Annotated in this window: 15 protein-coding genes; 6 read left to right on the forward strand and 9 right to left on the reverse strand. The window is 72.3% G+C overall.

The annotated features are described in order from the left end of the window. Positions 1-67: 67 nt before the first annotated feature. Both KIK06_RS16950 and KIK06_RS16955 read right to left on the reverse strand, forming a co-directional pair. Positions 68-1,420, reverse strand: a complete 1,353-nt coding sequence (locus KIK06_RS16950) for a phosphomannomutase/phosphoglucomutase (RefSeq protein WP_268643978.1) — start codon at positions 1,418-1,420, stop codon at positions 68-70. A gap of 177 nt (positions 1,421-1,597) precedes the next feature. After that, the gene (locus KIK06_RS16955) at positions 1,598-1,996 is read right to left on the reverse strand and encodes a DUF3499 domain-containing protein (protein ID WP_268643979.1); all 399 of its coding nucleotides are present in this window, start codon (positions 1,994-1,996) and stop codon (positions 1,598-1,600) included. 173 nt (positions 1,997-2,169) lie between these two features. On the opposite strand from KIK06_RS16955, the gene KIK06_RS16960 reads away from it, so the two are divergent. Then, entirely contained in the window at positions 2,170-2,565 is a 396-nt protein-coding gene (locus tag KIK06_RS16960; RefSeq protein WP_017596842.1) for a metallopeptidase family protein, read from the forward strand. Between the two features lie 333 nt (positions 2,566-2,898). On the opposite strand, the gene KIK06_RS16965 is transcribed toward KIK06_RS16960, so the two are convergent. From KIK06_RS16965 to KIK06_RS16980, 4 genes are all read right to left on the reverse strand, one after another. After that, positions 2,899-4,347, reverse strand: coding sequence for a DUF5719 family protein (locus tag KIK06_RS16965; RefSeq protein ID WP_268643981.1), 1,449 nt, complete (start codon positions 4,345-4,347; stop codon positions 2,899-2,901). Continuing rightward, the gene (locus tag KIK06_RS16970) at positions 4,348-7,521 is read right to left on the reverse strand and encodes a glycosyltransferase family 2 protein (RefSeq protein WP_268643982.1); all 3,174 of its coding nucleotides are present in this window, start codon (positions 7,519-7,521) and stop codon (positions 4,348-4,350) included. Positions 7,522-7,872: 351 nt separating this feature from the next. Continuing rightward, positions 7,873-8,160, reverse strand: a complete 288-nt coding sequence (locus KIK06_RS16975) for a WhiB family transcriptional regulator (protein ID WP_013154770.1) — start codon at positions 8,158-8,160, stop codon at positions 7,873-7,875. 237 nt (positions 8,161-8,397) lie between these two features. Continuing rightward, positions 8,398-9,852, reverse strand: coding sequence for a hypothetical protein (locus KIK06_RS16980; RefSeq protein ID WP_268643991.1), 1,455 nt, complete (start codon positions 9,850-9,852; stop codon positions 8,398-8,400). Between the two features lie 244 nt (positions 9,853-10,096). Between KIK06_RS16980 and cofD the strand changes: the two genes are divergently transcribed. From cofD to KIK06_RS17000, 4 genes are all read left to right on the forward strand, one after another. Then, complete coding sequence (cofD, locus tag KIK06_RS16985; protein WP_268643992.1) at positions 10,097-11,083, forward strand: 2-phospho-L-lactate transferase; 987 nt, start codon at positions 10,097-10,099, stop codon at positions 11,081-11,083. Continuing rightward, positions 11,080-12,375, forward strand: a complete 1,296-nt coding sequence (locus KIK06_RS16990; protein ID WP_268643994.1) for a coenzyme F420-0:L-glutamate ligase — start codon at positions 11,080-11,082, stop codon at positions 12,373-12,375. The genes cofD and KIK06_RS16990 overlap by 4 nt, the downstream gene beginning before the upstream one ends. 247 nt (positions 12,376-12,622) lie before the next feature. Continuing rightward, entirely contained in the window at positions 12,623-13,915 is a 1,293-nt protein-coding gene (locus tag KIK06_RS16995) for a glycosyl hydrolase family 18 protein (protein ID WP_268643996.1), read from the forward strand. A gap of 302 nt (positions 13,916-14,217) precedes the next feature. After that, positions 14,218-16,599: a chitinase C-terminal domain-containing protein gene (locus tag KIK06_RS17000; protein ID WP_268643997.1), complete on the forward strand. Its 2,382-nt coding sequence runs from the start codon at positions 14,218-14,220 to the stop codon at positions 16,597-16,599. Positions 16,600-16,658: 59 nt separating this feature from the next. On the opposite strand, the gene KIK06_RS17005 is transcribed toward KIK06_RS17000, so the two are convergent. Genes KIK06_RS17005 through KIK06_RS17015 form a run of 3 tightly spaced genes read right to left on the reverse strand, consistent with a single transcriptional unit; the run spans position 16,659 to position 19,993 of the window. Then, positions 16,659-17,036 carry a PIN domain-containing protein gene (locus KIK06_RS17005; protein WP_017596849.1) on the reverse strand — a complete coding sequence of 126 codons (378 nt, stop codon included), beginning with the start codon at positions 17,034-17,036 and terminating at the stop codon, positions 16,659-16,661. A 10-nt stretch (positions 17,037-17,046) separates the two neighbouring features. Next, positions 17,047-17,325 (reverse strand): hypothetical protein, encoded by a 279-nt coding sequence (locus tag KIK06_RS17010; protein WP_268644000.1) that lies wholly within the window; start codon positions 17,323-17,325, stop codon positions 17,047-17,049. Between the two features lie 52 nt (positions 17,326-17,377). Beyond that, positions 17,378-19,993, reverse strand: a complete 2,616-nt coding sequence (locus tag KIK06_RS17015) for a bifunctional FO biosynthesis protein CofGH (protein WP_268644002.1) — start codon at positions 19,991-19,993, stop codon at positions 17,378-17,380. 91 nt (positions 19,994-20,084) lie between these two features. On the opposite strand from KIK06_RS17015, the gene KIK06_RS17020 reads away from it, so the two are divergent. Further along, entirely contained in the window at positions 20,085-21,047 is a 963-nt protein-coding gene (locus KIK06_RS17020; protein WP_268644004.1) for a lysylphosphatidylglycerol synthase domain-containing protein, read from the forward strand. The last annotated feature ends 6 nt before the right edge of the window (positions 21,048-21,053 follow it).

Below are 21,053 nucleotides of genomic sequence, written 5' to 3' on the forward strand. Positions count from 1 at the left end.
CGTGGGCACGTCCGCGCCGTGCGGACTGCCTGTGCCCGGCGCGGACTCTCCCCACCAGAATGCCTGGTCAGGCTCGGACGATGCTCAGGACCTCGTCGCGCAGCTTCGCCACGGTTTCCTCGTCGGACGCCTCCACGTTGAGCCGCAGGAGCGGTTCGGTGTTGGAGGCGCGCAGGTTGAACCATGATCCGTCCGGCAGGTGGACGGTCAGGCCGTCGAGTTCGTCGACGGTGACGCCGTCCCTGACGTCGAAGGCCGCGCGGACCGCCGCCATCCGGGAGGGCGCGTCGGCCACCGTGGAGTTGACCTCCCCGGACGCCGCGTAGCGCGAGTACTCCTCGGTGATCCGGGAGAGCGGACGGTCGTCCGAGCCCAGGACCCGCAGGACGTGCATCGCCGCGAGCATACCCGTGTCGGCCCGCCAGAAGTCCCGGAAGTAGTAGTGGGCGGAGTGCTCGCCGCCGAAGATCGCGCCGGTCTCGGCCATGGTGGCCTTGATGAAGGAGTGGCCGACTCGGGTGCGGACGGGGACGCCGCCTCGCTCGCGGACGATCTCGGGCACGGCGGTGGAGGTGATGAGGTTGTGGATGATCGTGGCGCCCGGTTCGCGCCGCAGTTCCTGGGCGGCGACCAGGGCGGTGACCGCCGACGGCGGGACGGGTTCGCCGCGCTCGTCGACCACGAAGCAGCGGTCGGCGTCGCCGTCGAAGGCCAGGCCGATGTCGGCGCCGGTCTCACGCACCCTGGCCTGGAGATCGACCAGGTTGGCGGGGTCCAGCGGGTTGGCGGGGTGGTTGGGGAAGGTGCCGTCCAACTCGAAGTACAGGGGCACGACCTCCAGCGGCAGCCCCTGTTCCAGGACCGCCGGGACCGTGTACCCGCCCATGCCGTTGCCCGCGTCGACGACCACCTTCAGCGGTCGGATGCCGGACAGGTCGACCAGGTCGCGCAGGTAGGCGGCGTATCCCGGCAGCAGGTCACGCTCGGTGACGGCGCCCTTCGGCCCGGCGTTTTCCGGGACCCCGGCCTCGGCCAGCCGGCGGATCTCGTCGAGACCGGTCTCGCCGCTGATCGGCGCCGCCCCGGCCCGGCACATCTTGATGCCGTTGTACTCGGCCGGGTTGTGACTGGCGGTGAACATGGCGCCGGGCAGGTCGAGGTGGCCGGAGCCGTAGTAGAGGAGGTCGGTCGAGCCGAGCCCGGCGAACACGACGTCGATGCCCTGGGAGGTGACGCCGTCGGCGAAGGCCGTGGCCAGGTCGGGTGAGGAGGGGCGCATGTCGTGCGCGACCACGACGGCCGGGCCACCGACCACGCGGGCGAAGGCGGCGCCGATCGCCCGTGCGATATCGGCATTGAAGGTGTCCGGAATCACACCGCGTACGTCGTATGCCTTGAAGATGCTTCGGAGGTCAACCACGTCTTCTCCGGCCGGTCGGTCCTGCTCCTGGTTCGGTGTCGCGCAGGGCCCTGGGGTCCGCGCCGTACAAACGTAGCAAGGGGCCGCGGACGGCCGGCGACACCCGGGGGTGAAGGGAGCTTGGACGGAGGGTGACGGTGGTAGGGGCCCCGCCGCTCCGGCACCGCCCCGGTGGGCTCAGCCCCGGTCGCGGGGCTCGTGGTCGCCTCGGCCCGGGTCGGACCGGACCACGCGTAGGTGGCCGCGGCGCAGGGTCTCGGCTCCCTCGCCGACGGCGTCATCCGTGGGGACCGCGGGCGAGGGCGGGCGCGCCGCCTCACGTACGGCGTCCGCGAGGGCCTCCAGGTCGTCGCTGCCGGGTCCGCCGCCCGACGTCTCGACCGGAAGCCGCACGACCTCCCAGCCGCGGGGGGCCGTCAGCCGGTCGGCGTGGACGGCGCACAGGTCGTAGCAGTGCGGTTCCACGTAGGCGGCGAGAGGGCCCAGCACGGCGGTGGAGTCGGCGTACACGTACGTGAGCGTGAAGACGGCGGGCTGCCTGCACGCGGTACGGGAGCAGCGTCGAACATGGCTCACAGCGTTTGACTGTATGCCTTTACCGAGGGACACGCCAGCATCGTCCCACGACGGCCGTCCCCGCGTGCCCCGCGCGGCCGTGTTCCGGGGAATCGGGGCTACGCGCGGGGCGGTTGATGGCTTAGTCTCGAAGTGTGCGACGAGTGCGCCTTTCCAGTGGCCAACCAGACCGAGTGCGGCGCCGGGACCGCCGCGGCCGAGGCATCCGCGGTCCTCTCGTGCCCTCCGACCTGCCGGTTTACCGCAGCCGAGCGCAGGCCTTCGACGACCTTGTGTTGGACGCCGTCGAACGCCTGGAGCGCCTGTGGGCGCGTGAACTGGCGAACGTGGACTTCCTCGTCGAGGACGTCCCCCCGATCGCGCCCCGTGACCCTCTGGTGGAGTCGATCCCCTTCTCCCGCCTGGAGAACGATCCGGACGGCAGAGCCCGCATCGTGGTCTACCGCCGTCCCGTGGAGATCCGGACCAAGGATCCGGAGGAGATGGCCCTGCTGGTCCACGAGGCGGTCGTCGAGGAGGTCGCCAACCTGCTGGGCGTGGAACCGGAGTCCGTCGACCCCGAGGCGTGAGCCCCGGGGCGCCCGAACCGGGTGAGTGCCGCGCCGGAGGCGTCGGTTGAGGGTGCCCGCCCCACCGCGAAGCGGCCCCCGGGCGGTGGCGGGCGACGAAGAGGGAGGTTCCGCGGCCGAAGGCCGTCCGTTGAGGGTGGTGGAGGGCGACGGGCGGGCCGAAGCGCAGCGGAGGCCCAAGGCAGACACAGTTCGGGCGCCGACAGGGTTCTGCAAGACGAGGCAAGCCGCGAGCGAGGAACGAGCGACAGGCGCGGCCGAGGATGAAGAACCCCTGTCTCCGGGGCGCCCGAACCCGGGCCGAAGCGAAGCGGAGGCCCAAGGCAGACACGGCTACGGCACGACGCCCACCATCGATCCGCGCGCGATCGGCAGCCGCACCTCCACCGGCGCCGGGGGCACCGGGAGGACGCTCCACCCGTCCTCGGTGCTGAGGATCCGCGCCGCGTGCACCGGTCCGGAGCCCTCCAACAGCTCCAGCCGGACCGTGTTCCCCTCGTCCGACGGCAGATCCCACTCGGCTCCGGATACGAGCGTGGCCCCGGCGGCCAGGTCGACGCGGGAGGCGTCGCCCTGGGTCCCGTCGGCGCCCACCGGCGTCACCACCAGGTGCGCGTCCCCTTCGAGAGCGGTCACGACCAGCTCCGCGTCCACGCCGTCGGGGACGAACGGCAGGACCGCGGTGGTGTCCAGGGGATGGGAGAGCGGGTCCACCGCGGCCGGGTAGGCGGTGTCGTCGTCCTCGGCGAGGGCTCCCGCCACCACGGGCACGTCGGCCTCCACGACGACCGTGCCGGAACGCCCGGCCAGTGCCGCCTCCAGGGTGACCCAGGCGGAGCCGGAGGGCGGGACGTCGAGGATCAGCTCCTCCTCGTCGCCGTCGACCGGAAGGACGCGCACCCGGGCCTCGGCGAGGTCGCCCCCCGGAGAGGTGACGAAAAGCCGTCGCGTGCCCTCGCCCTCGGGCAGTCCGGGGATCACGTGCCGTTCGGCGGGCCCCCGGGTGGGGGGAACCCAGGAGACGGCGCCGGAGGAGTGTTCCGAGAGCAGGGACGCCGCCACGCGGCCGGTGCTGGTGCGCACGTGGACGCCGAGTGAGGCGGACTGCTGGATCAGTTCGGTCAGTTCGAACTCGATGGACTCCCCGGCCGGCACGGAGATCCCCCGGCTCTCGTCCGAGAAGGACAGGCCGTCCGTCGTGTACACGTCCACGCTGGCGGTCGCCGCGGTCCTGGAGGGGTTGGCCAGGTGGACGGTGAGCGTCTCGGTCTCCACCGGGTCGCCCTCGTCGTCCTCGTCGATCACGTGCCCCCGCCCGTCGCTGCCGACTCCGGCGTTCCCGCTGCCGCCGGGCAGGGCGAACCAGGTGCTCGTCGAGGGCTGGGCGCAGCGGACCTCGGTCATCCCGGCCCCGGTCACCGTGGTCTGCGCCGCGTCGAGCCCGGAGGCGAGGCTGCCCTCGGCGCGCAGGACGGTGGGGCCGTCGACCCCCTCGGTCTCGGCCAGCCAGACGTTGCCGGGCTCGGTGAGGTCCTCGCCGACGTCGGCCCACAGCCTGCCCGCGTCGTCGCGGCCCACCCTCGGGGCGTAGGCGGCGACGGTGCTCTGGGCCCCCTCGTGGGGCGCCGGGCACACCCTCGCGGTGAGGTCGGGGCGAACCGTGCCGGGTTGGGTGGCTCCGAGCGGGTCGCTCACGGGCACGAGCGTGCCACCGAACAACGCGGCCAGCGCCAGGGCGACCACGCCGAACAGCGCGAACCGGTTCTCCACGATCAGCCGCATCTAACCCTCCCTCTGGACGGCCGTGACCCGACCGGCGCGTCGGCGTCCGCCCCTGCGGGAGCGGCGCCCCGTCCGACGTGGTCGTCGCGGCCGTGGTGCGGCGGCGGACTCGATCAACCGCGTCTCCTCCTCGGTCCGGGCACCGGGCGCCGCCAGGACGGCCGCCACCAGCAGCAGCGTGCCCTGGGTGACCAGCCACGCGGTGTGGACGGGGTCGGAGTACCACACGCGCAGCTCACCGCCGCCTGGGGGCAGCTCCCACGCCTGGAGACCGTTCTCGGTCCCGACCGGGACGAGGTCGGTCCCGTCGTGCGTGGCCCGCCATCCGTGGTCGGCGGACTCGGCCAGGAGGAGCCGCCGCCCGGAGTCACCCGCGGGGAGGTCGGCGTCGACGTCCAGCGCCCGGGTCTCGCCGTCCTCGGCGACGACGCGCAGGGCCCCGGTGGGCTCTCCCACGCGCCAGAGGCCGTAGCGGTCGGACAGCGACACACGGAGCAGACCGGGTGTGCCGTCCAGGGTGGTGACCATCGAGGCGTCGTGGGCGTCGCCGATCTCCGGGCGCGGGTAGAGCACGTACTGGACCCCGTAATCGGTCAGGTAGTGCAGGTGTTCCCCACCCTGACCGCCGACGAGCTCGGCGACCGCCCGGTCCATGAACTCCCTCGCCTCCTCGGTGGGGACCACACCCTCCTGCCCGATCCTGGGCGCCTCTCCGCGCAGGACGGTGTAGTCGACGCCGTCCTCCCCCGGTGTGACGACCAGGGTGCGGGGTCGTGTCCCATCCTGGTCGACGACCTCCAGCGCGCGGGACACCACCATGTCCGCGCGGCTGGTGAGCGGCCCGTCCACGCCCGTCCACATCCACAGCGCCGCGGCGGAGAGCGGCGTGGCCAGCGCGAGAACCGCCACGGCCACCGCGAACACGCGCCGGAGCCCGCCCAGGCGGATCATGGGGCCGAGCGACCGCCCGGCGGTCGCGGCCGACAGCAGGACGGCGAGGGCGGCGAAGGACAGGGCCGCGCCGGGCCAGATCGGGGAGGGGGGTCCGCCGGAGTGCGGCTCGATCACCAGTCGGCTGGTCGCCACGGCCACGAGCAGCCCGAACAGGGCCAGTGACCAGCCCGCCGCGACGACCATCCGGTCGCGCAGCAGCAGGAGCGAGCACAGGGCCGCGGCCGCGAAACCCGCGGTGACCCACATCGGCGGGGTGCCGGACCCGGCGGGGGAGAACAGGAGCAGTTCCCCGGCGGTGGCCGCTTCCGTCGGCGGGTGCAACCCCGCCTCCAGGAGCCACAGCGTGGGGTGGCGGAGGAGTTCGAGCGACCACGGGAGCAGCAGCACGACGGGTACGGCCAGGCTCAGCGCGACGCTCACGTACAGCCGCCGCCCCAGGTACCCGAAGGCCGCCGCGACCAGGACCCCGGTGACCAGCGACAGCACCCACACCATCGGAACGAACGCGGTGGCCGCGGCCAGGACCAGGCCGAGCCCCCAGGCGGCGCGACGGGACGGTCTGGGGGGCAGCGACACCAGTCGGACCGCCAGCAGTCCCATGACCGGAAGCAGGATGTGGACCAGAGCCGTGCCCAAGCGCCCCTGGGCGATCGCTCCGGTCGCCACGGGCAGCAACGCGTAGACGGCGGCGGCCCACAGGCGTACCGGACGCGGTTCCACGACCTCGCGGGCGAGCAGGAACGCCGTGAGCCCCGCCAGCGGGACGCAGCCGAGGAGGATCACGGAGACGGCGACCCAGGGCTGGCCCAGGGTGAGCGTGGACAGCAGGGCGAGCAGGCCGACGTAGGGCGGGACCGGGGTGTTCGAGCCGAGCCCGTGGTCGGGCCATCCGGTCAGGTAGAGGGACCACAGGTCGCCCGCCGTGCCCGCGACCGGTGGCAGCGCGCCGCCCGCGAGGAGGTCACCGAAGAGCAGGGAGCGCTCAGCGATGAGCGCCACGACGGCCAGCCCCAGGAGCAGCAGCGTGCCCGGCCGGAGGATGACGCGGCGCAGGAAGCTGGTCTGGTCGGCGAGCGCCGCCTCCTCGTCGTCGGGGCTCGGCGGGGCGGTGACCGCCTGGTGGCGTCCGGGTGTGTTGAGGACGGGCTCTCCGGACAGGACGCCGGTGACGGCGTCCGCGAACTGGCGCAGGGCCACCCCCCGGGCCAGGAAGGGGCGGATCGCGCTGTAGGTGCGGCGGCGGTCGCGGCGGCGCCGGAAGCGCGCCCGGGCCAGGCGGAGCGGGCGCAGGTACACGAGCGTGATGGCCGCGGCCTCGTCCAGGGCGTTGCCGGGCTGCTTGATCAGCAGGTACATCATCACGCGCAGCAGGGAGGCCAGGGAGTTGCGCACGAGCGCGGCCACCATGCCGCCGGCGGGCAGGTTGGCCAGGAGCACGAACACGGCGTGCCTGCGGTCGACACGGCGCGGGTGGTTGCGGGTGGCGGTGATCCGACGGCGTCGGCGGGCCGAGGCCTCGGCGTGGTAGGCCACCGCGTCCGTGACCAGGACCGCGCGGAGCCCGGCGCCGCCCACGCGCCAGCAGAAGTCGATGTCGTCGCGGAACAGGGGGAGCGCGGGGTCGAACCCGCCGAGCCGGTCCCACACGTCGCGCCGGACGAGCATGCCCGCGCTGGACACCGCGAGGACCTGACGAGTGCCGTCGTGCTGGCCGTGATCGAACTCCCGCTGCTCGAGGCCGGTCTCGCGGCGGCCCGCGCCGTCGATGGTGGCGCCCACCTCGACCAGGCGGCGGCGGTCGAACCAGTCGCGGAGTTTGGGGCCGAGTACGGCGGCGCGCGGGTCCTGGTCGGCGGCGACCAGCAGCCGTTCGAGGGCGTCGCGCTCGGGGGTGAGGTCATCGTGGATGAGCCAGATCCACTCGACGGCGTCGTCGGCGACGCCCTTGACGGGGGTGGTGGAGCGCGGCAGGTCGAGGGCGCGGCGGACGGAGTCGCCGTATCCGGTGGTCGCCGGAAGAGCGAGGACCGCGTCGTCGGGCAGGTACTCGGCGAGGAGGTCGGCGCTGCCGTCGGCGCTGCCGGTGTCGGCGGCCACGACGCGCTGGACGGGCCGGGACTGGCCGCGAACGGCCGCGAGGGTCTCCGGCAGCCAACGCGCGCCGTCGTGGGAGACGATGACCGCGGTGACGACGTGTCTGGCGGGATCGTGGTCAAGCACGGCTGTGGTGTGTTCTCTTCCGGGAGAGGGGTGGGCCCCGGGGACGGGTGGTGGGGCGGTGCCCCGACCTTCGGGCGCGTGGAGGCGCCAGGCGCCCGTCGGCCTCGCCCGGGGTCCGGTTCGGCACGGTTGGCCCGACGTGGTCGGTCCGGCACGGTGGGCGCGGGTCATCACGATACGCCACCCCGATGCGTCGTGGGGCTGTTCGCCCAGGACACCCAGACGGCACCGTATCAGTGCATTCACGACTCGACGGATGTGTGCCGCAATCCTCACCAAAGTCCCAAACGGCATGGAACATGAAAAAGGCGCACCCGGACTCGCGGTCCGGATGCGCCTCGCGCGTGTGCCCTAGAGCATCTCCGCCAGGAAATCGAAATCCCCTCCGGCGGCTTTCTTCAGCCTTCGGCGCTCACGCTCGGAGAGTCCCCCCCAGATGCCGAAGCGCTCGTCGTGCTCCAGCGCGTATTCCAGGCACTCCGCACGTACCTCGCACGACTGGCAGACCTTCTTCGCCTCGCGGGTCGAGCCGCCCTTCTCGGGGAAGAACGCCTCCGGGTCGGTCTGCGCGCACAGGGCACGTTCCTGCCAGCCCAGATCCTCGTCCGAGCCGTGCGCCAGCGGGATCACCTCGCTCATGCGCACCTCCTGTTGCCCCCCATAGATGTCCCGGCCCTTTTCGTCCCCCAGGCCGGGTGGAATCCCACCTTGAAATTACACGCGGGGCCGTGACCAGGAGTCAAGCGCCCTACGTGGTAATCCACTGAATATCATGTAACGAACCGCCAACGACGATCGTGCCATGTCCGTTCTGTGAATTACCACGCAATTCACGGCCTTCCCAGGCGGAGGGAGGCGCGGACGCGCCAAGGGCGATCAGCGCTTGTCCTCCCCGCCGTACCAGCCCTGCTGCCCCCCGCTGTTGCCCTGTCCCTGCTGGTCAGAGCCGTATCCGGAGCCCGCTTCGTACTGGCTTCCGTACGACGCGGGCGCCTGCCCGGAGGCGTCCGTACCAGCCTGCTCGCCGGAGTTAAAGAAAGGGTCAACTCCACTGTCGGACGGTGTGTCCGGCGCCTGCTGGGCCTGCTGCCCCTGGTCCGCTCCCTGGTACCACCCGTACTGGATGGCGTCCTGGGCGGCCTGCTCACCCGAGGCGGCGGACTGCTCGGTCCCCTGCTGGGCGTCGTAGGACTGCGGCGCGTACTGCGCGGGGTCGTAGGCCTGGCCGGAGGCGTCCTGCTGTCCGTACTGCTGGCCGTACTGCTGGCCGTACTGCTGGCCGTACTGGGACGGGTCGTAGGCCTGCTGGGCCCCGGTGCCGTAGGCGTAGGGCTGCTGCTGGGCCGAGGCGTCGCCGTACTGCTGCCCGTAGGCCTGCTGCGCGGAGGGGTCGTAGGCCTGCTGGCCACCCGTGCCGTACGCGGCCTGCTGAGCGTCATAGGCCTGCTGCTGAGCGGCGGCGTCGTAGGCCTGCTGGGCCCCGGTGCCGTAGGCGTAGGGCTGCTGCTGGGCCGAGGCGTCGCCGTACTGCTGCCCGTAGGCCTGCTGCGCGGAGGGGTCGTAGGCCTGCTGGCCACCCGTGCCGTACGCGGCCTGCTGAGCGTCATAGGGCTGCTGCTGAGCGGCGGCGTCGTAGGCCTGGCCGTCCTGGCCGTACTGGGAGTAGGCCTGCTGCTGACCGGAGGCGCCCTGCGCGGCGTCCGCCGGCTGCGCGTACGCCTGACCGTAGGCCTGCTGCTGACCGGACGCGGTCTGGGCCGGGTCCTGGGCGTAGACCTGGCCCGACGAGGTCTGCGCCGGGTCGGCGGCGGGGTAGCCCGGCTGGCCGTAGGCCTGCTGGCCGAAGCCGTACGGCTGCTGCGGGTCGTACTGGGCCTGCGGGGTCGCGCGCGGCACCAGCGTCGGGTCGTTGAAGACCTTGAGGAGGACGAAGCCGAGCAGACCGAGCACCCCGCCCTGGGCGATCGTCGTGAAGAAGCTCGCGAAGCCGAGGCCGACGTTGTCGGGGACGATGAACCCGGTGATGAGGGAGATCAGGGCGAACAGCAACCCGACGCCGACCATGATCATCGCGGTGACGACGACGGGAGCGGCCGATGGACGCGTACGCTCGCTGGTCACGACCAGGGCGACGGCGGCGGCCAGGAGCACCACGTGCCACAGCCCGAAGAAGCTGGAGGCGGCGGACTCCACTCCGACGGCGAATCCTCCGGTGTAGTCACTGGCCCACACGATCAGGCGGATCAGGCCAGCCAACAGGGTCGCGCCCACGGCCCCGAGGAGGACCCAGGCCCCCAGCGGGCGCAGGCGATCGAGTGTTTCGTTGTTCAAGAGAGGTTCCCCTCCGCTGGTTCCTCACCGTCGAGACGGGGGAAGCTTGGCATATCGTCGGGCTGTCAGGTGTATCGGCCGCGCCCCGACGGGGAATGGGAACATCGGACACAGCCGACCGGTGAGACGGCGCGCACCGCCCCGGGGTTCGGAGACTCCCCGCACGGGTACGGTCACGCCGGGGTCGCGGCCCACGGCGGGGCAGACGACTCATACACGCCCCCAGCCTGCCAGACTTGGACGCATGCGGATAGTCGTACCGGCCGGCGGTATCGGTGGTGCACGGTTCCTTCGCGGCCTGAAGGCGGCGCTCGGGATCGACGCTCCCACCTCCGGAAACCAGACCACAGACAGCACCATCACCGTCATCGGCAACACCGGGGACGACATCACCCTGTTCGGGCTCCGGATCTGTCCGGATCTGGACACTGTGATGTACACCCTGGGCGGGGGCATCAACGAGGAACAGGGCTGGGGCAGGGCCGAGGAGTCCTTCACCGTCAAGGAGGAGCTCGCCGCCTACGGCATGCGCCCCACCTGGTTCGGGCTGGGCGACCGGGACACCGCCACCCACATCGTCCGCGCGCAGATGCTCGCGGCGGGGTACCCGCTCTCGGCGGTGACCGAGGCGCTGTGCGACCGTTGGAAGCCCGGCGTGCGCCTGCTGCCCATGACCGACGACCAGGTGGAGACGCACGTGGTCGTCGAGGACGAGGAGGGCCGCCGCGCCATCCACTTCCAGGAGTGGTGGATCCGGCACCGCGCCGCGCTGCCCGCCGAACAGATCATCAGCATGGGCGCCGAGTCGGCCAAGCCGGCTCCGGGCGTCCTGGGCGCCATCGCCGAGGCGGACGCCGTGATCCTTCCGCCGTCCAACCCCGTGGTCAGCGTGGGGTCCGTCCTGGGAGTCCCCGGTATCCGCGAGGCCCTGCTCGACAAGACCGTGGTCGGTGTCTCGCCGATCATCGGCGGCGCGCCGGTGCGCGGGATGGCCGACGCCTGCCTCGCCGCCATCGGGGTGGAGACGAGCGCCGCCGCCGTCGCCGAGCACCTGGGCTCCGACCTGCTCGACGGCTGGCTGGTGGACGAGGCCGACGAGGCCGCGTGCCAGGGCGTCGAGGGGATCGAGGTGCGCTCGCGTCCGCTGTACATGAGCGACCCCGCCGCCACCGAGGCGATCGCCCGCGCGGCGGTGGACCTGGCGGTCGAACTGTCGGGGGGACGCGCGTGACCGACGACATACGCGTGCGCGGGCTGCCCGGCGTCCCCGAGGTGCGGCCGGGCGACGATCTCGCGGCCCTGGTCGCCGACGCCGTGGCCGCCTCCGGTGTCCCTCTGGTGGACGGCGACGTCCTCGTGGTCACCTCCAAGATCGTCAGCAAGGCCGAGGGCCGTGCCCGGCGGATGGACCGGGAGGAGGCGATCGACGCCGAGACGGTGCGCGTGGTCGCCCGCGCGGGCCGCACCCGGATCACGCAGACGCGCCGTGGTCTGGTGATGGCGGCCGCCGGGGTGGACGCCTCCAACGTCGAGCCCGGTACCGTGCTCCTGCTCCCGGAGGACCCGGACGCCTCCGCCCGCGCCCTGCGCGCGGGGCTGCGCGAACGTCTGGGGGTGGAGGTGGCCGTGGTCGTCTCCGACACCTTCGGCCGCCCCTGGCGCGTCGGCCAGACCGACGTGGCCATCGGCGCGGCGGGGCTGACGGTACTCCAGGACCTGCGCGGCGCCACCGACACGCACGGCAACGTCATGGAGGCGACCGTGAACGCGGTCGCCGACGAGATCGCGGGCGCCGGCGAGCTGGTGAAGGGCAAGGCCAGCGGTGTGCCCGTCGCCGTGGTCAGCGGCCTGGGCGCCCTGGTCACCGAGGAGGACGGCCGCGGCGCGGTCGAACTCGTGCGCTCGGCCGACGCCGACCTGTTCCGCTACGGGTCGCGCGACGTCGTACCCGCCCGGAGGACGGTCCGCGCGTTCACCGACGACCCCGTGGACCCGGCGGCCGTGCGGCGCGCGGTCGGCGCGGCGGTGACGGCCCCCGCGCCGCACCACACCACCCCGTGGCGGTACGTGCTCGTGGAGTCCGAGCGCACGCGCAAGCGGCTGCTGGACGCCATGTTGGACGCGTGGGTGGCCGACCTGCGGGGTGACGGGTTCTCCGAGGAGGCGATCGCCCGCCGGACGCGCCGCGGCGACGTCCTGCGCGGCGCTCCGTACCTCGTGGTGCCGTTCCTGGTCGCCGACGGCGCGCACCCGTACCCGGACCGGCGCCGGGCGGACGCCGAGCGGTCGATGTTCCTGGTGGCGATGGGCGCCGGGGTGCAGAGTCTGCTGGTCGGGCTGGCCATGGAGGGACTGGGGTCGGCCTGGATCTCCTCGACGATGTTCTGCCCGGACGTCGTGCGCGAGGTGCTGGACGTGCCCGAGGAGTGGCAGCCGATGGGGGCGGTGGCCGTGGGACACGCGGCCGAGCCGCCGGGGGAGCGTCCGCCACGCGATCCGGAGGACTTCGTGACCGTGCGGTGACGCCGATGATGACGGACGGCCAGTGCCCCTCCCCGGGGCGCTGGCCGCTTTTCGTGTGCTCAGTGGCCTCGATGACCCCTTGAACCTCGGGAGTCACACACGGCACGGGGTCACATCATGTCTCCGAAAAATCGCAAACTTTCCTTACGGTTTTCGTTGACGCGCCAGTCAAGCAACTCTAAGGTTTCTTAACAATTAAGGCAGCAGAGCCGGTTCGTCGCCCCGCTCGACGAAAGGAGCACCCCCCATGCTCGACCACCTCCGCGAACGACGCCGCCGAAGGAGCACCCCCTCACGGGCCAAAGCGGCCCTGACCGGCGCCTTCGCCGTCGTCGCCTCGGCGCTCATCGCCGGTGGCGCCGGCCAGTTCGCCCTGGCCGCCAACGAGGCCGAGACCGTGTCCGACACCAGCTCGGCGCAGCAGACGCAGCAGTGGCTCACCGGCTACTGGCACAACTTCGACAACGGCTCCACGGTTCTGACCCTCGCCGACGTCCCGTCCGAGTACAACCTGGTGGCGGTCGCCTTCGCCGACAACCACCCCTCGCTCGACGGCGGCATCACGTTCAACCTCGCCAGCAGCGAGCTCAACGGCTACACCGAGGCCCAGTTCCGCTCCGACATCGCCGCCGTCCAGGCCGAGGGCCGCAAGGTCATCCTGTCCGTCGGCGGGCAGCTCGGGAACGTGAGCGTCACCAACCCCACCCAGGCGCAGAACTTCGCCGACACGGCGTACGCGCTGATGCGGGACTACGGGTTCGACGGCATCGACATCGACCTCGAGCACGGGATCAACGCCCAGTACATGGAGTCCGCGCTGCGCGACCTCAGGACGAGCGCCGGGCCGGACCTGATCATCACGATGGCGCCGCAGACCATCGACTTCCAAGCGCCCAGCCAGCAGTACTACCAGCTGGCGTCGAACATCTCCGACATCCTCACCATCGTGAACATGCAGTACTACAACTCCGGCACGATGGCGGGGTGCGACGGCCAGATCTACAGCCAGGGAACGGTCGACTTCGTCGCCGCCCAGGCCTGCATCCAGCTGGAGATGGGCCTGTCCCCGAGCCAGGTCGGCCTGGGCATCCCGGCCGTCCCCTCGGCCGCGGGCGGCGGGTACATGCCCACGAGCAGCGTCATCGCCGCGCTCGACTGCCTGGAGGCCGGGACCAGCTGCGGGCAGTACTCGCCCACCACGCCGTACGGCCCCATCGGCGGCGTGATGACCTGGTCGATCAACTGGGACGCGACCAACGGCTACCAGTTCGCCCGCGACATCTCCGCGCGCCTGGGCAACGGTCCGACGACCCCGCCGACCGACGGCCCCACGGACGGACCCACCGACGGCCCCACGGACGGACCCACCGACCCGCCGGTGGACTGCACCGCTCCGGCCTGGTCCGCCGACACCGTCTACACCGGCGGTGACACCGTCTCCCACCAGGGCACCGTCTACCGCGCCAAGTGGTGGACGCGGGGCGAGGAGCCCGGCACCACCGGCCAGTGGGGTGTCTGGGAGACCGTCGGAGCCTGCTAGCAACCGCCCACCGTCCACGACGTCCCCGGACCCCGCGCGGGGCTACTCCCGGCCCCGCTTCCACCCCCTCCCGGGTGGGCCGTCACCCCACTCCCCTCGCGTGACGGCCCACCCCACCCCCACCCGCTCCCCACGGCCGACGCCTCCGGGACACCCCCTCACCGACCGCCGCGAGGCCCCCGGCCCCCACCGCCGTCTCCGGCCCACCCCCACCTCCTCCGTCACCACGACCCCATCCCCGGCCTCCGGTCGCGGGCGGGGCCCGTGGTGTGCCCAGAAACCGATTCCAGAAAGGGTCCCCCATGCCCTCCCCTTCCTCCCCGCGACGGGGAAGACCCGCCCGATGGGCACGTGCCCTCGGAGCCGCGGCCGCCGGGTTGTGCGTCTCGGCGAGCATGCTCTTCACGGCGCCGACCGCGAACGCCGCCGTCCAGGCCCCCCAGGCACCGCAGCAGGCCCCGGCGGCACCCGCCGCCAACGCCGACTGCCGGCCCGACGGCCTCCACCCGACCCCCGGGGTCGACGTCCCGTACTGCGACGTGTACGACGCCGACGGGCGCGAGATCCTCCCCAACAACCTCGACCGCCGGGTGATCGGCTACTTCACCAGCTGGCGCAACGGTTCCAACGGCCAACCGACCTACCTGGTCGACGACATCCCCTGGGACCGGATCTCGCACATCAACTACGCCTTCGGACACGTCGACGGGAACAACCGCCTGTCCGTGGGCCCGGACTCACCAGACAACCCGGCCACGGGCATGACCTGGGACGAACCCGGCCTGGAGCCCGACCCCGAGTTCTCCTACAACGGCCACTTCAACCAGCTCAACAAGTTCAAGAAGGACAACCCGGGCGTCAAGACCCTGGTCGCCGTCGGCGGCTGGGCCGAGACCGGCGGCTACTTCGGACCCGACGGCGAGCGCGTGGCCTCGGGCGGCTTCTACTCGATGACCACCACCGAGACCGGTGTCAACCACCAGGGCATCGAGACCTTCGCCGACTCGGCGGTCGAGTTCGTCCGCCAGTACGGGTTCGACGGCCTCGACATCGACTACGAGTACGCCACGTCCAACAACGGCGCGGGCAACCCCGACGACTTCTGGATCTCCGACGCGCGCCGGGGGCTGCTCTGGGAGGGCTACGAGGAGCTGATGCGCGTCCTGCGCGAGAAGCTCGACCAGGCCTCCGCCCAGGACGGCACGTACTACCAGCTGACCGCCGCGGTCCCCTCCTCCGGCTGGCTGCTGCGCGGCCAAGAGGTGCACCAGGTCGTGCAGTACCTGGACTTCGTCAACATGATGACCTACGACCTGCACGGCACGTGGAACCACTTCGTGGGCCACAACGGCGCGCTCTACGACAGCGGCCAGGATCCCGAGCTGGCCGACGTCTACAACGCCTACGACGGGATCGGCTACCTCAACGCCGACTGGGCGCACCACTACTTCCGCGGCGCCATGCAGGCCGGGCGGATCAACCTCGGCGTGCCCTTCTACACCAGGGGTTGGAAGGACGTCCAGGGCGGCACCAACGGCCTCTGGGGCACCTCCGCGCTCCCCGACCAGACCCAGTGCCAGCCCGGCACCGGTATCTCCGTGCCCTGTGGCGACGGCGCGGACGGCATCGACAACCTGTGGCACGACAGCGACCCCGTGACCGGGAACGCCATCGCGGCCGGGGCGAACCCGATCTGGCACGTGCTGAACCTGGAGAACGGGGTCGTCGGCGACTACGTGGCCGACTACGGGGTCACCGACGGGCTCGAGGGCACCTACACGCGCCACTGGGACGACGTGGCCAAGAGCGAGTGGTGGTGGAACTCCACCACGAACACGTTCCTGTCGGGTGACGCGGACCAGGCCATCACCGCCAAGGCGGACTACGTCGCGGGTACCGGGCTGGGCGGCGTGATGATCTGGGAGATGGCCGGCGACTACGCCTACAACGACGCCAAGGGCCAGTACGAGATGGGCGACACGCTCATCACCAACCTCCACCAGACGCTCAGCAACGCGGGCCCCTACGGCGCCGCCAAGGCGGAGACCGCCGCCCCCGCGGAGGTCCTCGACGTCGACGTCGACTTCCACGGGTTCGCGCTGGGCGACAACAACTACCCGATCACCCCCGACGTGACCATCACGAACAACTCGGCCGGAGAGATCCCCGGCGGTTCGACGATCACGTTCGACTACGGCACCTCGGCACCGGCCAACATGAGCGACCAGTCCGGCATGGGCCTGACCCACGTGCAGAACGGGCACGACCGGGGCGACAACGTCGGCGGCCTGGACGGCGACTTCCACCGGGTGGAGCTGACCGTTCCGAGCTGGCAGAGCATCCCCGCCGGGGGTTCGCTGGACTTCGTGCTCAGCTACCGGCTCCCGATCGCGCAGCCGTCGAACTTCCGCGTCACCGTCGGAACCAACGAGTACGCCATCACCTACGACAACCCCCGCGAGGGCACGCTGGTCGACGCGCCCGCGGGCGGCGGTGACGGCGGCGGCGACGGCGGCGGGGGCAACCCCGACGACTGCGCCGCTCCGGCCTGGGCGCCCGGGACCTACACCCAGGGCGACACCGTGACCCACAACGGCGCGGCCTACCGGGCCAAGTGGTGGACCCAGGCCGAGCCGGGCACCACCGGCGAGTGGGGCGCCTGGGAGTCCCTCGGCACCTGCTGACCCCGCCCCGCGCGAAGGGGGCGCGACGCCGTTTCCGGTGTCGCGCCCCCTTTCGCCGCTCAGACCCGTACGATCCGCAGCGTCGGATCGAGCTTGCCGATGTCGTCGGGGTCGGACGTGAGAACCGTCGCGTTCAGCTCCGCGGCCAGCAGGGCCACGTGACCGTCGACCACATCGCTCGTACCGCTACGAGCGAGCAGGGCCCCGACCCGGCGCGCGCTCCCAGGGTCCAACGGGTGCGCGAGAACGCCCTTGAACTTCAGGAGCTTGGCGATGACCTGTTGACGGGGGTCGCCCCGCCACACCTGGGCCAGCACCCCAGCCGACACGTGTGCGACGGCACTCGCCTCATACAGGAGTTCCTGAACCTGATAGGCCCGAGGATCCCTTCGTTCGAGGGCGATGAGGAATCCCGAGTCGAGGACGACCTGTTTCATGCCGAGAACCCTAGGCGGCGGCGTGGGAGTTGTCCTCGAAACCGGGGAACTCGTCCGCCCCGTCCAACCCCAGAGCCTCCCTGGCCCACTGCCTGTCCTCGGCCGAAACCTCTCCGACCTCGGCTTTCAGCTCATCGAGCGTCGCCCTGATGGCCACCCAGTCCGGCGCGTTCTCCGCGAGTTCCGTGAAGTACGCGGAGACCGAACCGGCCTGCCCGGAATCCACCGCACGCTGGGCCTTGGCCACGATCTCCTCCGGCACGCTGATGGTGACGCGCTTGTTCGTCATACTCGAATCATACTCTGCTCATACTCCTGTGTCCCGGAGTCGACGGAGGAGGTCACACGAGCGGCAGGGTGGAGCGCCGGACGCTGGGGGCGACCCCGTCGCTGGCCTCCGCCGCCCGGCGCCGCTCCTCGTCGACCCGCCCGTACAGCGTCGTGCGCTGGCGGAGCGGACGTCCTGTCGGCGCGACCAGGGCACGGATGTCGCTGATCGTCTTGTACGACCCCTGCCCCGACCCCGCCATCCGGCTGATCGTCTCCTCCATGAGCGTTCCGCCCACGTCGTTGACCCCGCCCGCCAGCAGCTGGCGGCACGTGTCCTCGGCGAGCTTCACCCACGAGCACTGGACGTTGTCGATGCTCCCGTGCAGCAGCAGCCGGGCCAGGGCGTGCACCGCCCGGTTCTCCCGCACCGTCGGGCCCGTCCGGGCCAGCCCCGCGAGGTAGATGGGGGCGTTGGTGTGCACGAACGGCAGCGGCACGAACTCGGTGAACCCCGGACGCCCGTTGCGTTCCAGGGAGCGCTCCTGGAGCGAGCGCAGCAGTTTGAGGTGGGCGACCCAGTGGTGCGGGGAGTCCACGTGCCCGTACATCATCGTGGAGGTCGTGGGGATGCCCAGGTCGTGCGCGGTCGTGATCACCTCGATCCACTCGCGCGCGGGCAGCTTGCCCTTGGTGAGGATCCAGCGGACCTCGTCGTCGAGGATCTCCGCGGCCGTCCCCGGGATCGACCCGAGACCCGCCTCGCGCGCCCGCGTGAGCCACTCGCGGATCGGCAGGTCGGTGCGGGCCGCCCCGTTGACCACCTCCATCGGGCTGAACGCGTGGACGTGCATGCCGGGCACCCGCTCGCGCACGGCCGCCGCGATGTCGAAGTAGGCGGTGCCGGGCAGATCCGGGTGGATCCCGCCCTGCATGCACACCTCGGTGGCCCCCGCGTTCCACGCCTCCTCGGCCCGGTCGGCGACCTGGTCGAGGGAGAGCGTGTAGGCGTCGGCGTCGGTGCGGCGCTGGGCGAAGGCGCAGAACCGGCAGCCGGTGTAGCAGACGTTGGTGAAGTTGATGTTCCTGGTGACCACGAAGGTGACGTCGTCGCCGACGGTGTCGCGGCGGACCCGGTCCGCCAAGTCCGTCAGCGCCTCCAGTTCGGGCCCGTCGGCGTGCAGCAGGGCGAGCGCCTCGCCGTCGGAGAGCCCGGCGGGGTCGGTCTCGGCGCTGCGCAGCGCGGCGGCGATCTCGGGGTCGAACCTGCGGGGCACGGCCCCCTCCCGGTCCACCCCCGACCTGAGCTCGTCCCAGGCGCCGTACACCGAGTCGAAGTCACCGCGCCGGTCCTCGGTCCGGCCCGCCTCGTCGATCCCGGTGTGCAGGTCGGTGCGCCCCGAGGAGACCAGCACGGCCTCGGGTTCCTGCCACGGGCGGCCCACGACCGGCGCGTCCTCGGCCGCCAGGCCGGTCTCGGGGTCGGCGAGCGCCGCGACGTGCCCGGCCACCCGCGGGTCCAGCCAGGGCTCGCCCATGCGGACGTACTCCGGGTAGACCGTCAGCCGCTCGCGCAGGGTGAAGCCCAGGTCGGCGGTGCGCGCGGCCAGGTCGTCGATCTGCGGCCACGGCCGCTCGGGGTTGACGTGGTCCGGGGTGAGCGGGGAGACCCCGCCCCAGTCGTCGATGCCCGCGCGGACCATGAGCGCGTACTCGTCCACGCCCCCGCGTTCGGCGCCGATGAGGTTGGGCGGCGCCTGCACGTGCGCCCTCGGCCCCATGACCAGGCGGGTGACCGCGATCGCGGCGGCCATCTCCTCGCGCTCGGCGTCGGGACGGTGCATCATCGCGGTGTCCGGCTTGGCGCGGAAGTTCTGGACGATGACCTCCTGGATCCCGCCGTAGCGGCGGGCGGCGGCGCGCATCGCGAAGACCGACTCGGCGCGTTCGCGGACGGTCTCGCCGATCCCCAGCAGGATGCCGGTGGTGAACGGCACGCTGGAACGGCCCGCGTCCTCCAGGACCCGCAGCCGGACGGCCGGGTCCTTGTCGGGGCTGCCGTAGTGCGCCTGCCCCCGCTCCGTGAACAGCCGCGTGGAGGTGGTCTCCAGCATCATGCCCATGGACGGTGCGACCGGTTTGAGCCGCTGGAAGTCCGACCAGGTGAGCACCCCCGGGTTGAGGTGCGGCAGCAGGCCGGTCTCCTCCAGCACCATGACGGCCATGGCCCGGACGTAGGAGAGGGTGTCGTCGTACCCGTGGGCGTCGAGCCAGTCGGCCGCCGCCGTCCAGCGGTCCTCGGGGCGGTCGCCGAGGGTGAACAGGGCCTCCTTGCACCCCAGGGCCGCGCCCCTGCGGGCGATCTCCAGGACCTCGTCCGGGGACAGGAAGGGCGACTCCAGGCGCCCGGGCACGGTCGCGAACGTGCAGTAGTGGCAGCGGTCCCGGCACAGGCGGGTGAGGGGGACGAAGACCTTGCGGCTGTAGGTGATGGTCCCGGGGCGCCCGGCCGCCTCCAGGCCCGCGTCGCGGACCCGCCCGGCGTGGTCGAGGAGGGTCTCCAGGTCGTCGCCCCGGGCGTGCAGGAGGACCTCGGCCTCGGTGACGTCGAGGGTCTTGCCGTCGCGTGCGCGGGCCAGCGCCCGGCGCATCGCGGAAGGGGTCGGGAAGGGGTCGTTCGCACCACTCATGACCGCACCCTACGACGCGGTAGGGGAGGGCGGTACGCCCGCACCACCCGTCTGGGATCATCGGTGGACCGGCCGGGAGGAGGGAGGGCACGTGCTGACTCGGCTTCGCCGTAACCCGTGGATGCGGCTCGCGCTGCTGCTCGTGCTCCTGGTGTGCGCGGGCCTGGCGGTGCGCACGCACTGGGAACAGGCGCGCGAGGCCGCCGTGGCCCTGCCCCTGTGGGTGCTTCCGGTGGCGGTGCTGGCCGCTATGGCGGGGCTGACCGCGCAGATGATGGCCTGGCGGGCGCTGCTCGCCGGACTCGGGTCGCCGTTGCCACGCGGAGTGGCGGCGCGGGTGATGTTCGTGGGCCAGCTCGGCAAGTACCTGCCCGGGTCGGTGTGGGCGTTCGTCGCCCAGGTGGAGCTGGGCAGGGACTGGAGGGTGCCGCGGGTACGCGGCGCGGCCGCGACCCTGCTCGCGGTCGGGGTGACGGTCGCGGTGAGCCTGTCCGTCGCGGCGGTCGCTCTGCCGCTGTCATCCGTTGGGGCGGCCTCGCGGTGGTGGTGGGCGCTGGCCCTGGCGCCGCTGCTGTTGGCGGCCCTGCACCCGCGGGTGGTGGGCTGGGGAGTGCGGCTCGCGGCCCGGCCGTTCACGCGGTTCCGGGAGGTCGCCGAGGCGGGTCCGCTCCGGCTCCCCGGTCGCGCGATGGCGACCGCCGTCGCGTGGACCCTGGCGGCCTGGGTACCGCTGGGCGCGCACGTGTGGGTGCTGACGTGGGCGGTGGGCGGTGACCCGGTCCGGTCGTTCGGTCCCGCGGTGGGCGCCTACGCGCTGGCGTGGACGCTGGGGCTGCTGGTGGTGTTCGCGCCCGCGGGCCTGGGGGTGCGCGAAGCGGTGCTGGTCGTGGCGCTCGCACCGGTCGTGGACGCGGGGGCGGCGCTGGTGGTCGCGGTCCTGTCCCGCCTGGTCATGACGGTCGCGGACGTGGCCTGGGCCGGACTGTCCCTCCCGCTGTCCAGGACCGCCCGTTCGGCGTCGGCGAGGACGCGGGACGGATCGCCGTCAGCGTGAACCCTT

Origin of the sequence: Nocardiopsis sp. EMB25 (assembly GCF_026797795.1) — a bacterium.
In the GTDB taxonomy this organism is placed as follows: Bacteria; Actinomycetota; Actinomycetes; order Streptosporangiales; family Streptosporangiaceae; genus Nocardiopsis; species Nocardiopsis lucentensis.